General features: G+C 71.6%; 14 protein-coding genes. 4 read left to right on the top strand and 10 right to left on the bottom strand.

Going from position 1 to position 19,721, the window contains the following annotated elements; translation table 11 throughout:
* Window positions 1-59: 59 nt before the first annotated feature.
* The 9 genes from ABZW11_RS02055 to sbnA form a co-directional block, all read right to left on the bottom strand.
* The gene (locus tag ABZW11_RS02055) at window positions 60-704 is read right to left on the bottom strand and encodes a response regulator transcription factor (protein ID WP_355411622.1); all 645 of its coding nucleotides are present in this window, start codon (window positions 702-704) and stop codon (window positions 60-62) included.
* Complete coding sequence (locus tag ABZW11_RS02050; RefSeq protein ID WP_355411620.1) at window positions 689-1,966, bottom strand: histidine kinase; 1,278 nt, start codon at window positions 1,964-1,966, stop codon at window positions 689-691. The genes ABZW11_RS02055 and ABZW11_RS02050 overlap by 16 nt, the downstream gene beginning before the upstream one ends.
* Window positions 1,967-2,108: 142 nt before the next feature.
* The gene (locus tag ABZW11_RS02045) at window positions 2,109-2,939 is read right to left on the bottom strand and encodes a hypothetical protein (protein WP_355411618.1); all 831 of its coding nucleotides are present in this window, start codon (window positions 2,937-2,939) and stop codon (window positions 2,109-2,111) included.
* Window positions 2,940-2,984: 45 nt separating this feature from the next.
* Window positions 2,985-4,310 (bottom strand): hypothetical protein, encoded by a 1,326-nt coding sequence (locus ABZW11_RS02040; RefSeq protein WP_355411616.1) that lies wholly within the window; start codon window positions 4,308-4,310, stop codon window positions 2,985-2,987.
* Complete coding sequence (locus ABZW11_RS02035) at window positions 4,307-4,903, bottom strand: hypothetical protein (RefSeq protein ID WP_355411614.1); 597 nt, start codon at window positions 4,901-4,903, stop codon at window positions 4,307-4,309. The genes ABZW11_RS02040 and ABZW11_RS02035 overlap by 4 nt, the downstream gene beginning before the upstream one ends.
* A 209-nt stretch (window positions 4,904-5,112) precedes the next feature.
* Entirely contained in the window at window positions 5,113-6,336 is a 1,224-nt protein-coding gene (locus tag ABZW11_RS02030) for an FAD-dependent monooxygenase (RefSeq protein ID WP_355411612.1), read from the bottom strand.
* Window positions 6,336-7,565: an MFS transporter gene (locus ABZW11_RS02025; RefSeq protein ID WP_355411610.1), complete on the bottom strand. Its 1,230-nt coding sequence runs from the start codon at window positions 7,563-7,565 to the stop codon at window positions 6,336-6,338. The genes ABZW11_RS02030 and ABZW11_RS02025 overlap by 1 nt, the downstream gene beginning before the upstream one ends.
* On the bottom strand, window positions 7,562-8,482 hold the full coding sequence (locus ABZW11_RS02020; RefSeq protein ID WP_355411608.1) for an ornithine carbamoyltransferase: 921 nt from the start codon (window positions 8,480-8,482) through the stop codon (window positions 7,562-7,564). Before ABZW11_RS02020 ends, ABZW11_RS02025 begins: the two co-directional genes overlap by 4 nt.
* Entirely contained in the window at window positions 8,470-9,507 is a 1,038-nt protein-coding gene (gene sbnA / locus ABZW11_RS02015; protein WP_355411606.1) for a 2,3-diaminopropionate biosynthesis protein SbnA, read from the bottom strand. Before sbnA ends, ABZW11_RS02020 begins: the two co-directional genes overlap by 13 nt.
* Before the next feature lie 441 nt (window positions 9,508-9,948).
* Here sbnA and ABZW11_RS02010 point away from each other — a divergent pair, with 441 nt between their 5' ends.
* Both ABZW11_RS02010 and ABZW11_RS02005 read left to right on the top strand, forming a co-directional pair.
* Window positions 9,949-10,692 carry an AfsR/SARP family transcriptional regulator gene (locus ABZW11_RS02010; RefSeq protein ID WP_355411604.1) on the top strand — a complete coding sequence of 248 codons (744 nt, stop codon included), beginning with the start codon at window positions 9,949-9,951 and terminating at the stop codon, window positions 10,690-10,692.
* Window positions 10,693-10,722: 30 nt separating this feature from the next.
* A complete protein-coding gene (locus ABZW11_RS02005) occupies window positions 10,723-12,309 on the top strand; it encodes an MBL fold metallo-hydrolase (RefSeq protein WP_355411602.1) in 1,587 nt (528 codons plus the stop codon).
* Window positions 12,310-12,361: 52 nt separating this feature from the next.
* Here ABZW11_RS02005 and ABZW11_RS02000 read toward each other — a convergent pair whose 3' ends face one another.
* Window positions 12,362-14,521, bottom strand: a complete 2,160-nt coding sequence (locus ABZW11_RS02000) for an MMPL family transporter (protein WP_355411600.1) — start codon at window positions 14,519-14,521, stop codon at window positions 12,362-12,364.
* A 151-nt stretch (window positions 14,522-14,672) separates the two neighbouring features.
* Between ABZW11_RS02000 and sbnB the strand changes: the two genes are divergently transcribed.
* Both sbnB and dnaE read left to right on the top strand, forming a co-directional pair.
* On the top strand, window positions 14,673-15,698 hold the full coding sequence (sbnB, locus tag ABZW11_RS01995; protein WP_355411599.1) for a 2,3-diaminopropionate biosynthesis protein SbnB: 1,026 nt from the start codon (window positions 14,673-14,675) through the stop codon (window positions 15,696-15,698).
* A gap of 115 nt (window positions 15,699-15,813) precedes the next feature.
* On the top strand, window positions 15,814-19,368 hold the full coding sequence (gene dnaE / locus ABZW11_RS01990) for a DNA polymerase III subunit alpha (protein WP_355411597.1): 3,555 nt from the start codon (window positions 15,814-15,816) through the stop codon (window positions 19,366-19,368).
* Window positions 19,369-19,721: the final 353 nt, after the last annotated feature.

Raw genomic sequence — 19,721 nt, 5'->3', positions numbered from 1 at the left:
TCAGCCCAATGGCGTCACGATCGGGTACGACCCAATATCTGCCCTATACGCGGGGCGGCTCAGGCGTTGAGGTAGGCGAGCACGGCCAGCACCCGGCGGTTGTCGTCCTCCGACACCGGCAGGTCCAGCTTGGCGAAGATGCTGGTGGTGTATTTGCTGATGGCCTTCTCGCTGATGAACAGCCGCTGCGCGATCGCGCTGTTGGAGCGGCCCTCGGCCATCAGGGAGAGGATCTCGCGCTCGCGGGCGGTCAGCCGGGCCAGGGGCGTGTCGGCGCCCCTTCCGCCGAGCAGCTTGGCGACCACCTCGGGGTCGAGCGCGGTGCCGCCGGCGGCGACCCTGCGGATGGCCTCGACGAACTGGTCCTCGTCGAACACCTGGTCCTTGAGCAGGTAGCCGACGCCGCCCGCCTGGTCGGCGAGCAGTTCGCGGGCGTAGAGCTGCTCGACGTACTGGGACAGGACGAGCACGGGCAGGCCCGGCACCCGCCGTCTGGCCTCGATGGCGGCGCGCAGCCCCTCGTCGGTGAAGGACGGCGGCAGCCGCACGTCGACGATGGCGACGTCGGGCCGCAGCTCGGTCAGCGCCCTGAGCGTGCCGGGGCCGTTGTCGACGACCTCGACGACGTCGAAGCCGTGGGCCGTCAGCAACCGGGTCAGGCCGTCGCGTAACAGGAACTGATCCTCGGCTACGACAACACGCACGGAACCTCCAGCACCACGATCGTGGGACCACCCGGGGGGCTGCTCACGACCACGATGCCGTCGAACGCCGACAGCCGTCTCTCCACCCCGCGCAGCCCCGACCCCGCCGAGGCGTCGGCCCCGCCGATGCCGTCATCGGTGATCTCGGCGCGCAACACGCCGCGGTCGTACCGTATCCGAACGGCGACCCGGCTCGCCACGGCATGTTTGATCACGTTGGTGAGCGCCTCGGAGACCGCGAAGTAGACGGCCGACTCGACCGGCGCGGGGGCGCGGCCGGGCAGCTCGACGTCGGTCTCGGCGCGCAGCGGCAGGTCCATGGCGAGCGCGCGGACGGCGTCGGCGAGCCCGCGGTCGGCCAGCACCGGCGGATGGATGCCGCGGACGAGGTCGCGCAGCTCGGTGAGCGCCTTGCCGGAGCTCTCGCGGGTCTCCATCAGCAGCGCCTCGGCGGCCTCCGGGTCCTCGCGGATGAGCCGCTGGATCGCGGTCAGGTTCATGCCCAGCGCGAGCAGCCTGACCTGGACGCCGTCGTGCAGGTCGCGCTCGATGCGGCGCAGGTCGGCGGCGTTGAAGTCGACGGCCTCGCTGCGCGACTCCGTCACCGCGGCCAGCCGCCGCTCCAGCTGCCCGCGGGTGGGGCCGAGCAGCGCGGCGGTCAGGCGGGCGTGCGCGTCGAGCGTCCAGGGGGCCGCCCAGAGCCCGGCTCCGAGCACGGCCAGGCCGAGCGGGACGGCGAGGAACGCGCTCGGCACGTCGGCCACGGTCAGCAGCAGGAAGTGCGCGGGCCCCGCGCCGACCTGCTGGTCGATCAGGGGGTAGGTGATGGGCAGCAGGACGCCGTACAGGCCGTAGAGGACGAGCAGCGGTGACAGGGCGGCCAGCGGCACGCCGAGCAGCACGTTCAGCGGCAGCCACGCCAGGTCGCGCCACGTCGCCCGGTCGGTGACGATCCAGCCGGACAGCCTGACCTGGCGCAGCGGCCAGAACTCACCGGTCGTGCCGGGACGCGGCAGGTACGGGCTCTCCACCGCGACCCCGAGCCGCTCGGCCGCGGACCCGCGGAAGAACCCGGCGAGCGCGCGTACGGCGATCATGACGAGCGGGACGAGCAGCAGCCCGAGCCCGCCCGCCAGGATGGCGGCGAACGCGCCCACGCACAGGCCGGCCAGGATGAGCCCCGACAGCCCCGCGAGCGCGCGGACCCCGGCCCGCCGCACCTCGATCCACCGGTGACGTAACGCCTCCCGCACGGCGCTCACCCCGTTCCCGTGTGTTCCCGTGTCGCACGACGGCCGTCGCCGTCCCTGACACCAGTCTGCGCGGCGAGGCCGCCGCGCACAGGCCGGGCAGGCCCCTTTTCCCGGTGGGTCCAGTCCTACCGCCCAGCCCTACCGCCCAGCCCTACCGCACGGTCCTCCCGGTGAAGAGCTGCGCCTGCGTGCCGGCCGGATTGCCGCCCGGGCTGTCCTCCGGGTACGGCTGCGACAGGAAGGCCCGGTCGAGCTCCCTCGGGCTCCGCCTGAGCCACTTGCGGCTCTGCTCGCGCACGACGTGGCGGGGCAGCGGCGGGTTCCACTCCTTCTGCGACGGCTTCGCGATCGACTGCAGCCCCCAGCCGAGCCCCACCATGGGGTCGATGATCTGCCACTTCCACGCGTCGATGCCGAGGAACGTCTGCGCCCGCAGGATCGCGTGCCAGATGTGGTAGCCGGCCGGCGCGGGCTGGCCGTTCATGGAGTGCACGCCCTCGATGCGCGGGTCGTACAGGACGCCCTGGCCGAAGTCGGCGAACGCGCTCGCCAGCCGGTCGCGGCTGTGCGGGTGGTGCAGCGGGTAGAAGCGGTCGAAGACCTCGAGCTGGATGCGGGAGACGACGCGCAGCGGCTCCTTGATGGGCGTGACGAGGTTGACGTAGCCGGCCGGGTACGACGGGGACCGCATGTCCTCCATCCAGGCCAGCACCATCGCCAGCTCGGCGTCACCGCCGTCGAAGTACGCCTTCACCGCCGCCCAGGCGTCCTTGAACTCCTGGCTCGCCTCGTGCCAGGTGGCCAGGTCGAAGGCGTACCAGAACTCGTTGGCCCACCGGTCGCCCTTCATGCCGGGAACCGGGGGCAGCCGGTGCCCGGGGGTGGCCGCCGCCTGCCCGGCGGTCGCCGCGCCGATCACGGTGGCCGCCGCCGCGCCCGCCGACACGCCCAGCATGCGCCGCCTGTCCATCATGCCTGTCATGGAGGTTTCCTTTCGGTATGTCGGCCCGTGGGCCGTCCTGATCGCTCAGTTGAGCGGGGAGAAGACGGAGCGGGCCCTGACCCGCTCGTCGATCGGCGGCATCGCGAGCGGCACGGGATGCGGGAACAGCCGGCCCTCCGCGTCGAAGATCCGATCGTGGTAGAACCCCGACAGGTACGGCGCCCCCACCGTGCCGCCGGACCCCATCACGTCCTTGGGGAGATAGCGGTGCGCGAGCCCGAGGTGCAGCCGCCGCCACCGGAACAACGCCTCGTCGAGCTCCCGCGCGGCGGCGAACACCGGCCGCGTCTCGTCCGTCTCCTCCAGCCGCTGCAGCAGCGACCTGAGCGGCTGGAAGTGGCGGTTGAGGTAGAGCAGCAGGAAGGCGTTCTCCTCGATGCCGCCGAGCGCCTCGACCTTGCGCGGGTGCACGCCGAGCAGGTGGATCTGCAGCGTCTGGGCGGAGGCCATCTGGATGGCGCTGGCGTTCTCGGTGTCCTTGCGGAAGCCGAGGAAGCTCTCCACCGACATCGTGCGCCGCAGCACCAGCATGATGTCGATCTGCAGCAGGGCCAGCTCCGTCGCGAGCGCCAGGCACCGCACGGCGGCGCCGTAGCCGCCGGACTCCAGCCAGGTGTTGGCGGCGACCGTACGCGCGAGGATGCCCGACGTGGCCGCCTCCGTGAGGTGGATGACGCGCAGGAAGACGTTCTCCTCGTGCTTGTCGCTCTGCGGCAGGTTGATGAGGTATTCGAGGATCCGCGCCCGCCCCGCCTCGCCCAGATAGTCCTCCCAGCGCGACGGCGGCGCGGGCCCGGGTTCGAGCAGCGCGGGCCACGGCCGCATGGCCGCGCGCAGTGCCTCCAGCCGGCGCAGCCGCTCCTCCGACTCGCGTGGCGTGGGCAGGTCGAGCCGGCCCCACGTCTCCTCGCCGCGCACCGTGCGGCGCTCGTAGCCGAGCCAGGAGTCCACCAGGTACTTCAGCGCCTGGCGGCAGTGCCGCTCCACCACCGCGTCGCTGGCGTGCCTGCGGGTGCCGAGCGCGTGGTTGAGCAGCCTGACGTTGCTGTACGGCTGGTAGCGGGTGCCCCTGGGGCCCTCGGGTCCGCCGGGCTCGACGCCCTCGCCCGTGCGCGCGGCCAGCTTCCACTCGCTCTGCAGGGCCAGCTCGGCCAGCCTGAGCACGCGCAGCTCCCGGCGGTCCAGCGTGGCCGGCGAGCCGGTCAGCAGGGCGTGCAGGTCGACGTACAGGTCGGCCATCCGGCCGCGCAGCGCCGGGTCCAGGTAGCGGCGTCCCGCGACGCGGGCGGCGGTGACGTACTCGGCCACGTCGAAGTCGAGGACGGTCCTGACGATCGTGGAAGTCTTCACGAAGCCTCCGGAGCAGGAGTAGCGGGATAGGTGTCGCCGAGGTCGTGGAAGGCCTCGATGCGCTGCTCGCATTCGAGCGACACCAGCCGGGCCCCCTCGCGCAGCAGCCGCGCGGCCGTCCCCCCTGCAGGCGGCGGCCCTACGGGGGCGCCGTTCGCGGGCGGGGCGGGCAGCGGTTTCGGGGTGGGCAGCGGTTTCGGGGCGGGCAGCTCGCCGCGGCCCAGCGCGCCGTTCAGCAGCGTCGCGGTCGCGGCGGCCCGCTCGATGACGTCCTGGCCGAACCCGGCCGTCTCGGTCGCCCCCACCGCGAGCACCTCCGCCACCTCCATCCAGTACGCCTCCGAGGCGGCTCCGTGCGGGCGGGCGGCGCGCCAGGTCGTTTCGGCGAGCCCGGCCAGCTCGGCCAGCTCGGGCACCAGGTGCGGCTGGTAGAAGGTGACCAGCCGCCCGAGGCAGCCGGCCGCGAGGAACATCTCGACCAGCTCGGCCGGCTCCCCTTCCGGCCCCACCGACACGAACACCGCGCCGATGTACGCCTCCTGCCACCGGGCGCAGTGCCCGGCCAGCGAACGGGCGCCTGCGTCGGCCCGCACCAGGAAGCGCCGCTGGTGCGCGGCCGGCGGCTGCCCAGGGTCACCGCCGCCGTCACGTGCCGGCTGCGCTGACCGCGCTGGCTGCGCTGACCGTGCTGACCGCGCTGACTGCGGCTCTTCCACGTCTCCCGCCCTCCGACGGCCGATCCGTCAATCTCGCAGGAACGATAGGAAGGACCCCCATACCTGCCCTATACGCCCGGATCTCGTCAGGACCCGGTCAGGGCGGCCTCGACGTCGTAGCTCTGGATCCAGCCGACGTCCTCGACCATCGAGCCGAGTCCATTGCCGCGCGGCGCGGCGGGCCTGGGCAGCGGGGTCGAGCAGGGCACCCTGGCCGGTTCCTGCGCGTGCAGCCGCAGGGAGCCGCCGCCGCGCGAGCCGAGCTGCACCCGCGTGGTGTGCGGGCGGCGTACCTGCTCGTAGCGGCGCAGGGCCGCCTCGGGCCAGCCGGGGCCGCGCGGCGCCTGGCCGAGGCAGAGCGCGAGCGCGGCGGCGTCCTCGATGGCCTGGTTGGCGCCCTGGCCGTGGTGCGGCAGCATCGGGTGGGCGGCGTCGCCGAGCAGCGTCGTACGCGCCGTGCTCCACCGCTCCAGCGGCGCCCTGTCGCGCAGCACCCACCGGCCGACCGCGTCGATCGCGCTCACGATGCGCCGCACGTCGGGCTCCCAGCCGGTCAGTGCCCGGGCCACGGCCCGCGCGTCGCCGTACGCGCTCCACGACTCGGCCTCGCCCTCCCCGTCCTCGGGCACGATCGAGACGAACGTGAGCAGCCGCCCGCCGGCCACGGGATAGCCGAGCAGCCGCGAGGCGGGCCCGAGCCAGACGAACATGGTGTCGCGGGCCAGCCCCGGCAGCGCGTCTAAGGGCACGACCCCGCGATAGGCGACGGACCCCGACGAGACCGGTGTCTCGGGCCCGGCTACGGCGCGCCTGACGACCGAGTGCACGCCGTCCGCGCCGATGAGCACGTCCGCCTCGGCGGCCGGCCCCCGCTCGAAGCTCAGCCGCACGCCGTCCGCGTCCTCGGCGAAGCCGGTGCAGCGCCGCCCGAGATGCAGGTGCCGCTCGGGAACCAGCCCCGCGAGCAGCCCGAGCAGGTCGGAGCGCTGGACGGTGTAGTACGGGGCCCCGTGCTCATCCGCCCACGCCGCCCCCATCGGCTGCCTGGCGAAGACCCGGCCGTCGTCGAAGCCGCGCACCTCCAGCGCGGCCGGCCGCACCGCGACCGCGTCCAGCCCGGCGGCCAGGCCGAGCCTGTGCAGGATGCGGCTGCCGTTGGAGCCCAGGTGCAGGCCCACGCCCGCCTCCCGCAGCGTGGTCGCCTGCTCGTAGACGTCCACGTCGAAGCCCTGCCGCAGGAGGGTCGCGGCGGCGGTGAGCCCGCCGATCCCGGCCCCCAGGACGGCTATGCGTGGTGTTCTTACCGACATCACTTTCCCCTTCTGTTCTGTGCGCGAGCCGTGGGCTCGCCGCGTAGCGCCGGGCTCAGCGCGGCCACCGCCGCGAGCAGCGCCATGGCCGCGCTCATGCCGAGCACGGTGCGCGTGGTCCCCGCCGCGTCCAGGAGCAGGCCGGCCGCCAGCGAGCCGGCGGCTGCCGGGCCCATCCCGACCAGCAGGGCGACGCTGGTCACCCGCCCGAGCAGCGCGTCGGGGGTGACCTGGACCAGCCGGACGTGGCCGGAGACGTTGATCGCGCCGCCCGCGTACCCGATGAGCGTGTAGAGCAGCGCGAGCACGGGCGGCGACGTGCTGACGGCGAGCGCGGCGATCACCAGGGACCACAGCGCGAAGGCGCCGATCACCAGCGGGCGCAGGCCCGCCCTGCGCGCCCACCAGCTCCCGGTGAGCGCGCCCGCCATGCCGCCGAGCCCGCTCAGCGCGGTGATCACGCCGACGAGCGCGACCGGGCCGTGCCCGCGCACCACGATCTCCATCAGCGCCAGCGTGACGGCCTGGAAGACGACGTTGGACGCCGACAGCAGCAGCACCAGCGTGCGCAGGAACGGCCGGGCGAACAGCCACGCGGCGCCGGTCCGCACCGCGCGCAGCGGCGGCTCGGCCGCCGGGCCGCGGCTGTCCTGGAGGTCCCTTCTGATCATGAGCAGCAGCAGGAGCGAGACCAGATGGGCGGCGGCGGCGAACAGGAACGGCAGCGTGCGCCCGGCCGCGAGCAGCACGCTGCCGACGGGCTGGCCGAGCAGCGCGGCGCCGCGTGACCTGGCCTCGTTCCTGCCGAGCGCGACGGGCAGCTCGTCCGCGCCGACCACGTGACGCACCGCCGCCTGCTCGGCCAGCGCGTGGACGACGCAGAGCGCTCCGTGCAGGAAACCCGCCACCGCGAGGTGCGCCGTCCAATACGCGCCCGCCAGCAGCGCCCCGCCGACGGAGCCGGTCACGAGGACGCAGCCCACGTCGCACCAGAGCATCAGCCGGCGCCGGTCGAGCCGGTCGACCAGCACCCCGGCGGGCAGCTGGACGACCAGGTTGGGCAGCAGCACGGCGGCCATCACCAGCCCGGCCACACCGGGCGAGCCCGAGTGCCAGAGCGCCAGCAGCGGGTACGTGATGCCGCCCACCCGGACCGCGAGGTGGTTCAGGCCCGCCCCGGCCCACAGCTTCAGGAAGTCGGGGTTGCGCACGCCGCCGCGGGCGCTCACCCCGCCCGACACCACTCCAGCACCGCCATCGCGCTGTGCAGCTTGCCCGCGGCCTGCTCGAAGGCGATGGAGGCGGGGCCGTCGAGCACCTCGGCGGTGACCTCCTCGCCGCGGTGCGCCGGCAGGTCGTGCATGAAGACGGCCTCCGGGTTGCCCTCCCACAGGCGTTCCGTCACCTGGAACGGCTGGAAGGTCCGCCGCCAGTCGGGGTCGGGCTTGCTGGTCCCCGTCGTCTGCCAGCGCGTGGTGTAGACGACGTCGAAGCCCTTGGCGGTGCCCTCGTCCATGTCGTGCCGCTCGGTCACCGACGAGCCGGTGCGCCGCGCCCGCTCGGCCGCGCGGCCGAGCAGCTCCTCCGGCAGGCCGTAGCCGGGCGGGGTGCGGAACTCCAGCTCGACGTCAGAGAAGCGGGCCAGCGCGAGCGCCAGGGCGGTGGCGGTGTTGTTGCCCTCGCCGACGTACAGCACGCGCAGGCCGTCCACGGCGCCGAAGCGGCGCTGCAGCGTGACCAGGTCGGCCAGCGCCTGCGTGGGGTGCTCGTCGGAGCTCATCGCGTTGATCACCGACATGCGGTCCTGGTCGGCCCAGCCGCGCATCTCGGCCGGGTCGTCCGCCGTGCGCGCCACCAGGGCGTCCAGCATCAGGGCGAACACCTTGCCGGTGTCCTGTGTGGTCTCGCCGGTGTTGGTCTGCAGGTCGTCCGGCCCGTACGCGATGATGTGCGCGCCGAGGCGCAGGGCGCCGCTGGCGAACGCGGTCCTGGTCCTGGTGGAGGTGCGGCGGAAGTACACGCCGACCACCTGGCCCGCCAGCGGCCGGGCGGCGCCGTTGCGGCCGGTCGCGAAGCCGGCGCCGCGCTCGACGATGTGCCGCAGCTGGTCGTCGGTGAGGTCGTCGATCGAGATCAGATGCCGCATGCGGCCTCCCCTCCTTCGGGGGCGACCGCGTCGTCCGCGCCCGGGGCCGCCCTGTCTGGGCTCTTCCACAGGTGGGACACCTCGCCAAAGTGCTCGGTGACCCATTCGTCCGAATAGACGGTGTCCAGGTAGCGGTCGCCGCCGTCCGGGAAGATCAGCACGCAGTTGGCCCCGCGCGGCAGGTGCGGGCCGCGCTTCTCCAGCGCCGCGACCGTCGCCCCCGACGAGCCGCCGGCCAGGATCGCCTCCCGCAGGATCAGCCGCCGGCAGCCGACCACGCATTCGAGGTCGGAGACGTGCACGACCTCGTCGGCGAGCCGCCGGTCCAGCAGCGCGGGCGCGACGGATGCGCCGTGGCCCGAGATCAGCCGGGGCTCAGGCTCGCCGTCGAAGATGGCGCTGCCGACCGCGTCCACGCCGACGACGGTGGTGCCCAGCGCGTTGCCGCGGGCGTACTCGGCGCAGCCGCGCAGCGTGCCGAAGGTGCTGACCGAGCAGAACAGGTAGTCGACCCGCCCGTCCAGCGCGTCGGCGATCTCCCTCATGGTCGTCGCGTGGGCCTGCGGGTTGAGCGGGTTGGCGTACTGGTTGGGCCAGAAGGCGTGCTGCTCGGCGGCCATGATCTCGCGCACCCTGCGCAGCCGCGTGGGCAGGTATTCGCCCGTCTCGCGGTCGCGCTCGGTGACCACCTCGACGCACGCCTCGTACGCCTTGAGTATCTCGATGTTCTGCCGGGTCGTCTTCGGGTCGACCACGCACACGAAACGCAGGCCGAAATAGCGGCAGATCTGCGCCAGCCCGATGCCGAGATTTCCCGAACTGGATTCGACGACCACCGACCGGCCCGGCACGATTTCTCCGCTGTATATCTTCCCGACGACCATGTTGAGTGCGGTGCGGTCCTTGATGCTGCCGCCCGGATTGAACCGTTCGAGTTTTGCGAACAGGTTCACCCCCGTGTCCGCGGACAATCGGTCCAGTCTGATCAGCGGCGTGTTCCCGATGGTTCCGAGTATTCCGTTCACCCCGCGACTCTGCTCTCTCAGCACATTTCCATCGTGCCGGGGCGAGCTATACGCGGCTTATATCTCCGGTGCCCTCCCCGCGCCGAGCTGGGGTGACGCGTCGCCGGCGGATTCGGAAAGAATCGGATGCGATAAATGGCAGCGACATTATGTGACACGCCGCTATATGGCGTCTATATTTGCGGCGACCCTGGACAGGCCAGAGCCGCACACCTAGTCTCGGAAGCCATGGGCGGCGAACGGGGGCGACTGCCGGTGCCCGGGCGTCGCGCCGGTCGAAAACAACCCGCGATCGCGGTCGTGCGAACCGTAGCAGAGTCCGCGCGCAAGACCGGCAGCCGCCCGTACATCCACCCACGACAAGGGGGATCCATGTTCACGAATCGACGTGGATTGCTTGACATGGAAAATTCGCGACTGGAGTTCAGGGTTCTCGGTCCGGTGACCGCGTGGCAAGGGGAGCGCGAGATCGCGCTGCAGGGGTCGAAGCAGCGCACGATGTTCGCGGCGCTGCTGTTCCAGCGGGGCCAGGTGGTGTCGGATCTGCGGCTCGGTGAGCTGCTGTGGGGTGACCGGCCGCCGGCCACCGCCAGCGCCCAGATCCATACCTACGCGTCGCGGCTGCGCAAGCAACTCGCGCCCGCCGTGACGATCCGGCGGCACCACCCCGGCTATCTGCTGCAGGTTTGTCACGGTCACCTCGATCTGGAGCTGTTCGAGTCCAGGGTCAGGTTCGGGCACAGCGCGCTGCGCCTGGGCGGCTACGAGGAGAGCGTCAACTGGTTCCGCTCGGCGTTACGCCTGTGGCACGGCCCCGCGCTGTCGAACGTCACGGAACACCTCATCCAGATCGAGCGCCCGCGCCTCGAAGAGGCCCGCCTGACTGCGCTGTCTTCGCTCATCGACGCGGAGCTGGCGCTCGGCCGGCACACCCGGCTGATCCCCGAACTCGTCGACCTGGTCATCCAGCACCCCCTGCAGGAACGCTTCCGCGCCCAGCTCATGATGGCCCTCGACCAGGAGGGCTGCCGCGAGGAGGCGCTGTCGGTCTATCAGGAGGGCCGGCGGCTGCTCGCCGAGGAGCTCGGCGTGGACCCGAGCCCCACCCTGCGCTCCGTCTACCAAGCGCTGCTGTCCGGAGAGAGCCCGAAAGTCGCCGTCCCCACCGGCGCGGAAGCCTCCTAACGGATCATCACACGTCACCCGGGAGCCGACATGGATCACGAATTACGCTATCTGCACGCCAACGCCATCATCGAACCGCTGGTGGACCGCTTCTACGCCTGGATGCACACGTTCACGCCGGTCCAGGCGTCGATGAACCTGGCCTTCCTCCAGGTGCCGCTGCTGGAGTCGTACCTGGAGTCGCCTCCCGCGCACGTCGCCGCCTGCGCCAACCCTGAGCTGCGCGGCGGCTACTTCGTCAACGTGCCGGAGAGCCGGGCGGACGAGGTGAAGGCGCTGGTCGCGGCGATCAGGTCGGAGCGCGCGGCGATGCTGGACTTCGCCGAGTCGATCGCGCAGGCCGAGCAGCTGCTGGAGGAGAACGCCACCGGCTTCGACCTCACCCCGCTCTACGCCAAGCTGCCGCCCGCCCTGTCCGGCCTGGTCGAGCTGGTCTACGACACCTACAACCAGCCGTCGCTGCGCTTCCTCGAGCCGCTGATCTACCACAGCCCGGCCTTCATCGAGGCGCGCCAGTCGGTGCAGCTGTCGCTGGAGACCGGGATCGAGCGGCCGTTCATCCTCAGCACTCCGCGCCTGCCGAACCCGGGCGTGGTGGACCTGCCGCTGCCGTTCCGGCACCAGGGCATCGACGCGCTGTTCGGCGCCCGGCTGCGGCCCACCACGCCGGCCGCGCTGCGTGAGGCGCTGGAGATCTCCGACGACGAGACCGCCGCGGGCCTCGCCCGGCTGCTCGCGCCCGAGCCTCCCGGGCGGCCGGAGCGGCACATCGAGTCGGGCGGCCGGGTCCGCTACTTCGGCCACGCCTGCCTGGTGCTGCAGTCGCCGGAGGCGGCGATCATCACCGACCCGTTCATCAGCGGCGACTCCACGGCGTCCGGCCGCTACACCTACGACGACCTGCCCGACCACATCGACCTCGCACTGATCACGCACGGCCACCAGGACCACATCGTGCTGGAGTCGCTGCTGCAGTTGCGGGGCCGCATCGGCACGGTCGTGGTGCCGCGCTCCTCCGGCGGCAACCTGTCCGACCCGTCGCTCGCGCTCTACCTGCGCCGGCTCGGCATGGACGTCACCGAGGTCGACACCTTCGACGAGGTGGCCTTCCCCGGCGGCGAGGTGGTGGCCGCGCCGTTCCTCGGCGAGCACGCCAGCCTCGACATCCGCGCCAAGTCCACCTACTGGATCCGCCTGGCCGGCCGGTCCGTCTTCGTCGGGGCCGACTCCTCCGGCGTGGACCCGGCGCTCTACCGGCACGTCCGCTCCCACCTGGGGACGGCCGACATGGCCTTCCTCGGCATGGAGTGCGACGGCGCGCCGCTGACCTGGCTCTACCAGGCGCTGCTGACCCGGCCGGTGCCCAAGCGGATGAGCGACTCGCGCAAGCTCTCCGGCTCCGACGCCGCGCAGGCGGCCGACATCGTGACCGAGCTGGGCACCCGCGAGGCGTACATCTACGCCATGGGCGAGGAGAGCTGGCTGGGGCACGTCATGGCGACCAGCTACAACGAGAGCTCGTACCAGCTGCAGCAGATCGACGAGTTCCTGAGCTGGGCGAAGGCGCACGGCGTCACCGCCGAGCACCTGCTCGACCAGCGCGAATGGCGCTGGTGACCGGTGCGGTCCGCCGGTCGTCCGGCCGGCGGACCCCGCGTGTGCGGTCACCTCAGCCCCCTGTCCGCGCCGACTGACCCACCTCGATGAGCGGGCGTGGCGCGGGCTCCGCCTCCCGCAGCCCGAACCGGGCGTGCAGGCGGCGCAGCGGCCCCGGGGCCCACCAGTTGGCCCGGCCCATCAGCGTCATCACCGACGGCACCAGCAGGCACCTGACGAGGGTGGCGTCCACCAGCACGGCCACGAACAACCCGATGCCGATCTGCTCGATGTCGCCCATCCTGGCCATGCCGAACGTGCCGAACACCACCAGCATCAGCAGCGCGGCCGAGGTGATGATCCGCCCGGTGTCGCGCACGCCGGCCCGGACCGCCGCGCGGGTGCCGAGGCCCTCGTCCACGTGCTCCCTGATCCGGCCCAGCAGGAACACCTCGTAGTCGATCGAGAGACCGAACGCGAAGGCGAAGATGACCGCGAGAGCGAACGGATCCAGCCCTCCGACGGTCAGCGTGTCCAGCGCACCGGACAGCCAGCCGTCCTGGAAGACCAGCACGAGCACCCCGAACGTGGCGCCGAGCGAGACCACCGCCATGGCGACCGCGGTCAGCGGCACCAGGATCGACCCGCTGAGCAGGAAGAGCAGCACGAGCATCGCGGCGGCGGTGACGCTCAGCGCCACCGGCATGCCGTCGCGCAGCAGCGCGTTGACGTCCACCAGCTCGGCGGCCTGGCCGGCGACCCAGATGCGGAAGTCGCCGGGCCGGTCCGCGCGGACCCGCTCGACCAGCTCGCGGGCGGGCGGGCCCTGGGTGTCGCCGCGCACGGCCAGCGCCACGGACGACAGTCCAGGGCCGTCGGGCCGCGCGGTCTCCACGCGGACGACCGCCGGATCGCCCTTCCAGCGCTCCGCCCACTGCTGCAGCCGCTCCGGCTCGGTCCGCGCCAGCACGAGCACGGCCGGCCGGTCGGTACGCCCGTACTTCGCCGCCAGCACGTTCGTCACCTGCACCGACTCCAGGTCGGGCGGCAGGATCTTGGTGCCCGACAGGGCGAGCTTGGCGTTCAGCATCGGCGCGCCGAGCGCCACCAGCACGACCACGATGCCCACCGCGACCAGCACGGGGAAGCGCTGCACCCGGCCGATCAGCCGCTCGAAGAACCCGCCGACGCGGTCCTCGCCGCGCAGCGCCCGCCGCGAGGGGTGGATGCGCCCGCCGAACAGCCGCATCAGCGCGGCCACCATGGTCAGCGCGGTCAGCATGGCGACCAGCGAGACGGCGGCGCCGCCCGCGGCGACCGCGCGCAGACCGACGGCGTTGAACGCCATGAGCCCGGTCAGCGCCGCCGCGACCGTCAGCGCGCTGAACATCACCGTGCGCCCGGCCGTGGCCCAGGTCCGCTCGACCGCCTTGGCCCGCTCCTCCAGGCTGATCCGCGTGCCCCCGGCCGCCGCGGCCCGCCGGTACGGGCGTACCAGCTCCTCGCGGTACCGGCCGACGAGCAGGAGGCCGTAGTCGATGCACAGGCCGAGCCCGAGCAGGGTGACCACGGTGGTGACGTTGCCGTCCAGCGGGATCACCTGCGAGATGGCCAGCAGCACCGCGAAGGCCGCGCCGACGCTGACGATGGTGGTGATCAGCGGCAGCCCGGCCGCGACCACCCCGCCGAAGACGATCACCAGGGCCACGAACGTCAGCGGCAGCGCCTTGAACTCGGCGTCCCGCATGTCGGTCTGCGCGGCCATCTTGGTCTGGTACCGCAGCCAGGCGTCACCGCCGATGCGCACCCGCGCGCCCGGCAGGCCGTCGCCGGCGCTCCTGAGGGCGTCGGCGACGCGTAAGGCGGTCGCCTCCTCCCCGGTTCTGGAGATCCCGGCGGCCATCATGACGCCGCTGCCGTCGGAGGCGGTGCGCGGCTCGTCCACGCCGGTGACGCCCTCCAGCCCGCGGACGGCGGCGGCGGTACGGGCCAGCGCGGCCCTGGTCGCCTCCGCCTGCGGGTCCACGCCCTCGACCAGCAGCACGACCTGCGAGCCGCCCTCGCCCAGCAGCTGCCTGGCCTGCAACGACTCGGAGACGTTCTGCTGCTGCACCGCGGACATCCCGCCGACGACCGACCCGGCCGCGGCGAAACCCGCCACCATCAACAGGAGGGAGGCGATGAGCACTTTCCAGCGGTGCTGGAAGCAGAACTTCCCTATCGATCTCGTCATGCACCCACGATGCCCGCGCCCGGCAGGGCCGTCAGTGGAGCGATGCCCTGACTTCCGGTGGGCCTAGACCTATTTCCCTCTCACGTTCCCCTCTCACGTTCCCCTCTCACGTTCCCCTCTCTCGTTGCCTCTCATGAACAGGAGCCCGCACATGGATGCGTCACCGTCCTTCGCCGTCATCCCGGGAGCGCAGGTGCACCGCGCGCTGTCGGGTGACGAGACCGTGGTGATCGACGTGGTGCGCCGCGCGTACGAGCTGCACGGCGCCGGCGCCACCGTCAACCCCGACTCCTTCTTCCTGCGCTTCCCCGACCGGCCCTCCTCCCGCATCATCGGCCTGCCCGCGTCGGTGGCGGGCGACGTCGGCGTGCACGGCATCAAGTGGATCTCCAGCTTCCCCGGCAACGTCGCCACCGGGCTGCCCAGGGCGTCGGCGGTGCTGGTGCTCAACGACGCGGAGACCGGCTACCCGTTCGCCTGCCTGGAGAGCTCGATCATCAGCGCTTCGCGTACGGCGGCGTCGGCGGCCCTGGCGGCGGCCGAGCTGAGCGCGGCGCGGGGGCGGCTCCCGGCCCGGGTGGGGTTCGTGGGGACGGGACTGATCGCCCGGTACATCCACACCTATCTGGTGGCGGCCGGGTTCTCCTTCGACGAGGTGGGCGTGCACGATCTGGTGGCGGGGCACGCGCGGGGGTTCTGTGACTATCTGGAGCGCGCCGGGGCCGGCAAGGTCCGGGTCCGCGACACGGCAGAAGAGCTGATCCGCTCGTACGAGCTGGTCGTCTTCGCCACCGTCGCCGGCGAGCCGCACGTCACCGACCCCGCCTGGCTGGCGCACGACCCGCTGGTGCTGCACGTCTCGCTGCGCGACCTGTCGCCGGAGATCATCGTGTCGGCGTGGAACGTGGTGGACGACGTCGAGCACTGCATGAAGGCCGGCACCTCGCCGCACCTCGCCGAGCAGCTGACCGGGCACCGGGGCTTCGTCGCGGGCACGCTGTACGACGTGCTCACCGGCGCGCTGCGGCCGCCCGCCGACCGGCCGGTGATCTTCTCGCCGTTCGGTCTGGGCGTGCTGGACCTGGCCGTCGCCAAGCACGTCTACGACACCGTCCGCGACGCGCGGGAGCTGGCCACCGTCCCCGATTTCTTCCACGAGCTGACGCGCTACGGCTGACCTCAGCCGATCGGGTCACGGCCGTCGCCGGAGGCCTCTCCGGCGCTTCGAGTGAGGGCTGGGACGGAATAGGCTCATGCGGTAAGTCTGGCCGGGGCGAAGGTTAGGGGACCGGGTGAGCAAGTCCTTCGTGCACCTGCACGTACACACCGAATACAGCATGCTCGACGGCGCGGCGAAGCTGAAGCCGCTGTTCAAGGAGGCCGAGCGGCTGGAGATGCCGGCGATCGCGATGAGCGACCACGGCAACATGTTCGGCGCGTACGAGTTCCAGAAGGTCGCCTCGGGCTCCCCGGTCAAGCCGATCATCGGCATCGAGGCGTATGTCGCGCCGGAGAACCGGTTCGTCAAGAAGCCGGTCTTCTGGGGGCAGCGGGCCGAGACCGGCGTGGCCGACGGCGAGGGCGGGAAAGACGTCTCGGGCGGCGGCCGGTTCACCCACATGACGATGTGGGCCAAGGACGCCGACGGGTTGCGCAATCTGTTCCGGCTGTCGTCGCTGGCGAGTTTCGAGGGCTACTACTCCAAGCCCCGCATGGACAAAGACCTCATCTCGCAGTACGCCTCGGGCATCATCGCCACCACCGGCTGCCCGTCGGGCGCGGTGCAGACCCGCATCCGCCTCGGCCAATATGACGAGGCCGTGCGGGTGGCCGGCGAATACCAGGAGATCTTCGGCAAGGAGAACTACTTCCTGGAGCTGATGGACCACGGCATCGACATCGAGCGCGAGGTCCGCGACGACCTGCTGCGGCTGGCCAAGCAGCTCGACATCCCGCTGCTGGTCACCAACGACTCCCACTACGTCACCGAGGACCAGGCCGACGCGCACGACAGCCTCCTGTGCGTCGGCGTGGGCAAGAACAAGGACGACCCCAACCGCTTCCGCTTCAACGGCTCCGGCTACTACCTCAAGCCGGCCGACGAGATGTACCGCCTGTTCCCCGAGCTGCCCGAGGCGTGCGACAACACGCTGCTGGTCGCGGAGATGATCGGCGACTACGGCGACGTGTTCGCCCACGTCGACCGCATGCCCGACTACCCCGACGTGCCCGAGGGCGAGACGCAGGAGTCGTGGCTGCGCAAGGAGGTCGAGCGCGGCCTGGAGATGCGCTACGGCACGCCCGTCCCCGCCGAGGTGACGGAGCGCTACGAGACGGAGATGAAGGTCATCGGCCCGATGGGCTTCTCCTCCTACTTCCTCGTGGTGGCCGACATCTGCCGCTACGCGCGCGAGAACGGCATCCCGGTCGGCCCCGGCCGAGGCAGCGCCACCGGCTCGATCGTGGCCTACGCCACCCGCATCACCGAGCTCGACCCGCTGGAGCACGGCCTGCTGTTCGAGCGGTTCCTCAACCCGGAGCGCATCAACCCGCCCGACATCGACCTCGACTTCGACGACCGCCAGCGCGACCGCATGGTGGCCTACGTCACCCAGAAGTACGGCAGCGAGTACACCGCCCAGGTCAACACGTTCGGCACGATCAAGGCGAAGGCCGCCGTCAAGGACTCCAGCCGCATCCTCGGCTACCCGTTCGCCATGGGTGACAAGATCACCAAGGCGATGCCGCCGGACGTCATGGGCAAGGGCGTGCCGCTGGCCGACCTGTTCAACGAGGAGCACCCTCGCTACATCGAGGGCACCGAGATCCGCGCCCTCTACGACTCCGACCCCGACGTCCGCAAGGTCATCGACACCGGGCGCGGCATCGAGGGCCTGATCCGCGGCACCGGCGTGCACGCGGCGGCGGTCATCCTGTCCTCCACGCCGCTGCTCGACCTGATCCCCATGCACATGCGTGACAAGGACGGCGTGGTCATCACCGGGTTCGACTACCCGTCGTGTGAGGACATGGGCCTGGTCAAGATGGACTTCCTGGGTCTGCGGAACCTGGGCATCATCGACCACGCCATCAAGATCATCAAGCAGAACCGCGGCATCGAGCTCGACACGCTCACCATCCCGCTCGACGACGCCACCACCTACCAGCTCATGGCCAGGGGCGACACGCTGGGCGTGTTCCAGCTCGACGGCGGGCCCATGCGCTCCCTGCTCAAGCTCATGGAGCCGACCCGGTTCGAGGACATCGCGGCAGTCCTCGCCCTCTACCGGCCCGGCCCGATGGCGGCCAACGCCCACACCAACTACGCCCACCGCAAGAACGGCCGCCAGGACATCGAGCCGATCCACCCCGAGCTGAAAGAGGCGCTCGAGCCGATCCTCGGCCCCACCTTCCACCTGCTCGTCTACCAGGAGCAGATCATGGCGGTGGCCCGCGAGCTGGCCGGCTACTCGCTCGGCGGCGCCGACCTGCTGCGCCGCGCCATGGGTAAGAAGAAGCCCGAGATCCTGGCCAAGGAGTTCGAGAACTTCCAGGCCGGCATGCGCGGCAACGGCTACTCCGACGAGGCCATCCAGGCGCTCTGGGACGTCATGCTGCCGTTCTCCGGCTACGCCTTCAACAAGTCCCACACCGCCGGCTACGGCCTCGTCGCCTACTGGACCGCCTACCTCAAGGCCAACTACCCCGCCGAGTACATGGCCGCCCTGCTCACCTCCGTCGGCGACGACAAGGACAAGGCGGCCGTCTACCTCGCCGAGTGCCGCAAGATGGGCATCCAGGTGCTGCCGCCCGACGTCAACGACTCCCAGCTCGACTTCGTCGCCGTCGGTGACACCCAGGTCCGCTTCGGCATGGGCGCCGTACGCAACGTCGGCGAGAACGTCGTGGACGGCATCGTCAAGGCCCGCACCGAGAAGGGCCGCTTCACCGACTTCAACGACTTCCTCGCCAAGGTGCCGCTGACCGCCTGCAACAAGAGGGTCATCGAATCGCTGATCAAGGCGGGCGGGTTCGACTCGCTCGACCACCCGCGCAAGGGCCTGCTGATGATCCACGAGCAGGCCGTCGAGTCCGTCATCGACATCAAGAAGAACGAGGCCCACGGCCAGGACTCCCTGTTCGGCGGCCTGGCCGACGACGGCGACGACGAGGTGTTCTCCATCGCCGTGCCCGAGGGCGAGTGGGACAAGAAGACCAAGCTCGACTTCGAACGCGAGATGCTCGGCCTCTACGTGTCCGACCACCCGCTGGCCGGCACCGAGCGCCTGCTCGCGCGCAACCGCGACACCACCATCGCCGACCTGCTCGACAGCGGCCGCGAGGACCGCGGCGACGTCCAGGTCGCGGGCCTCGTCACCAAGGTCGACCGGCGGGTCAACAAGGCCGGCAACACCTGGGCGATCATCACCGTCGAGGACATGGACGCCGCCGTCGAGTGCCTGTTCTTCCCGCGCAACTACGAGCTGTACGGGCCCGAGCTGCGGCCCGACATCGTGGTGTCCGTACGCGGCCAGATCAACAACCGCGACGGCGCGATCAGCGTCTTCGCCCAGGACATGACGCTCATCGACGTCTCCGGCGTCAACAGCGAGAACGGCGCCCCGATCACCCTGCAGCTCCGCGAGGAACGCATCACGCCGAGCCTCCTCGACGAGCTCCGCCAGGTGCTGAAGACCCACCAGGGCCAGGTCCCGCTCCAGATCAACCTGCGCCGGCCGGCCGGCAAGACGATGGTCATGGCCCTGCCGGAGTGGCCGGTCAACGCCGCACCCAGCTTCGCCGCCGACATCAAGGCCCTCCTGGGCCCGGAGGCCATCTCCCTCTGACGGTTCTCGCCGCCGCCCTCACGAAGGGCGGCGGCCCGGCGCTTCAGCCGGTCTTCGCCAGGAGGGCGAGGACGTCGGCGGTGGTGCCCGATGCTCGTGGCCACGCCCGTGAGCACGATGTGGGTCACGCCCCGGCCGCGGTACGCGGGCCGAGGGTGGCGACGGCCATGATGGGTTACATCAGCGGCGGCCAGCAGTGCGCCGATGTCCATAAAGGTGCGCAGCAGCCCGTCCGACGAACCCATGCGGTCGGGGTCGGCCTGATCCTGCGGGCGGGCGCGGGCGCCCCGGCTCGTGAGGGCGCGGTCCCGTGCTCACGATCGTGCTCTCGTAGAGGGGGGCGACTGTCCGGA

Origin of the sequence: Nonomuraea sp. NPDC004580 (genome assembly GCF_040609855.1) — a bacterium.
GTDB lineage: Bacteria > Actinomycetota > Actinomycetes > Streptosporangiales > Streptosporangiaceae > Nonomuraea > Nonomuraea salmonea.
This window is presented reverse-complemented; position numbering and strand designations above follow the sequence as displayed.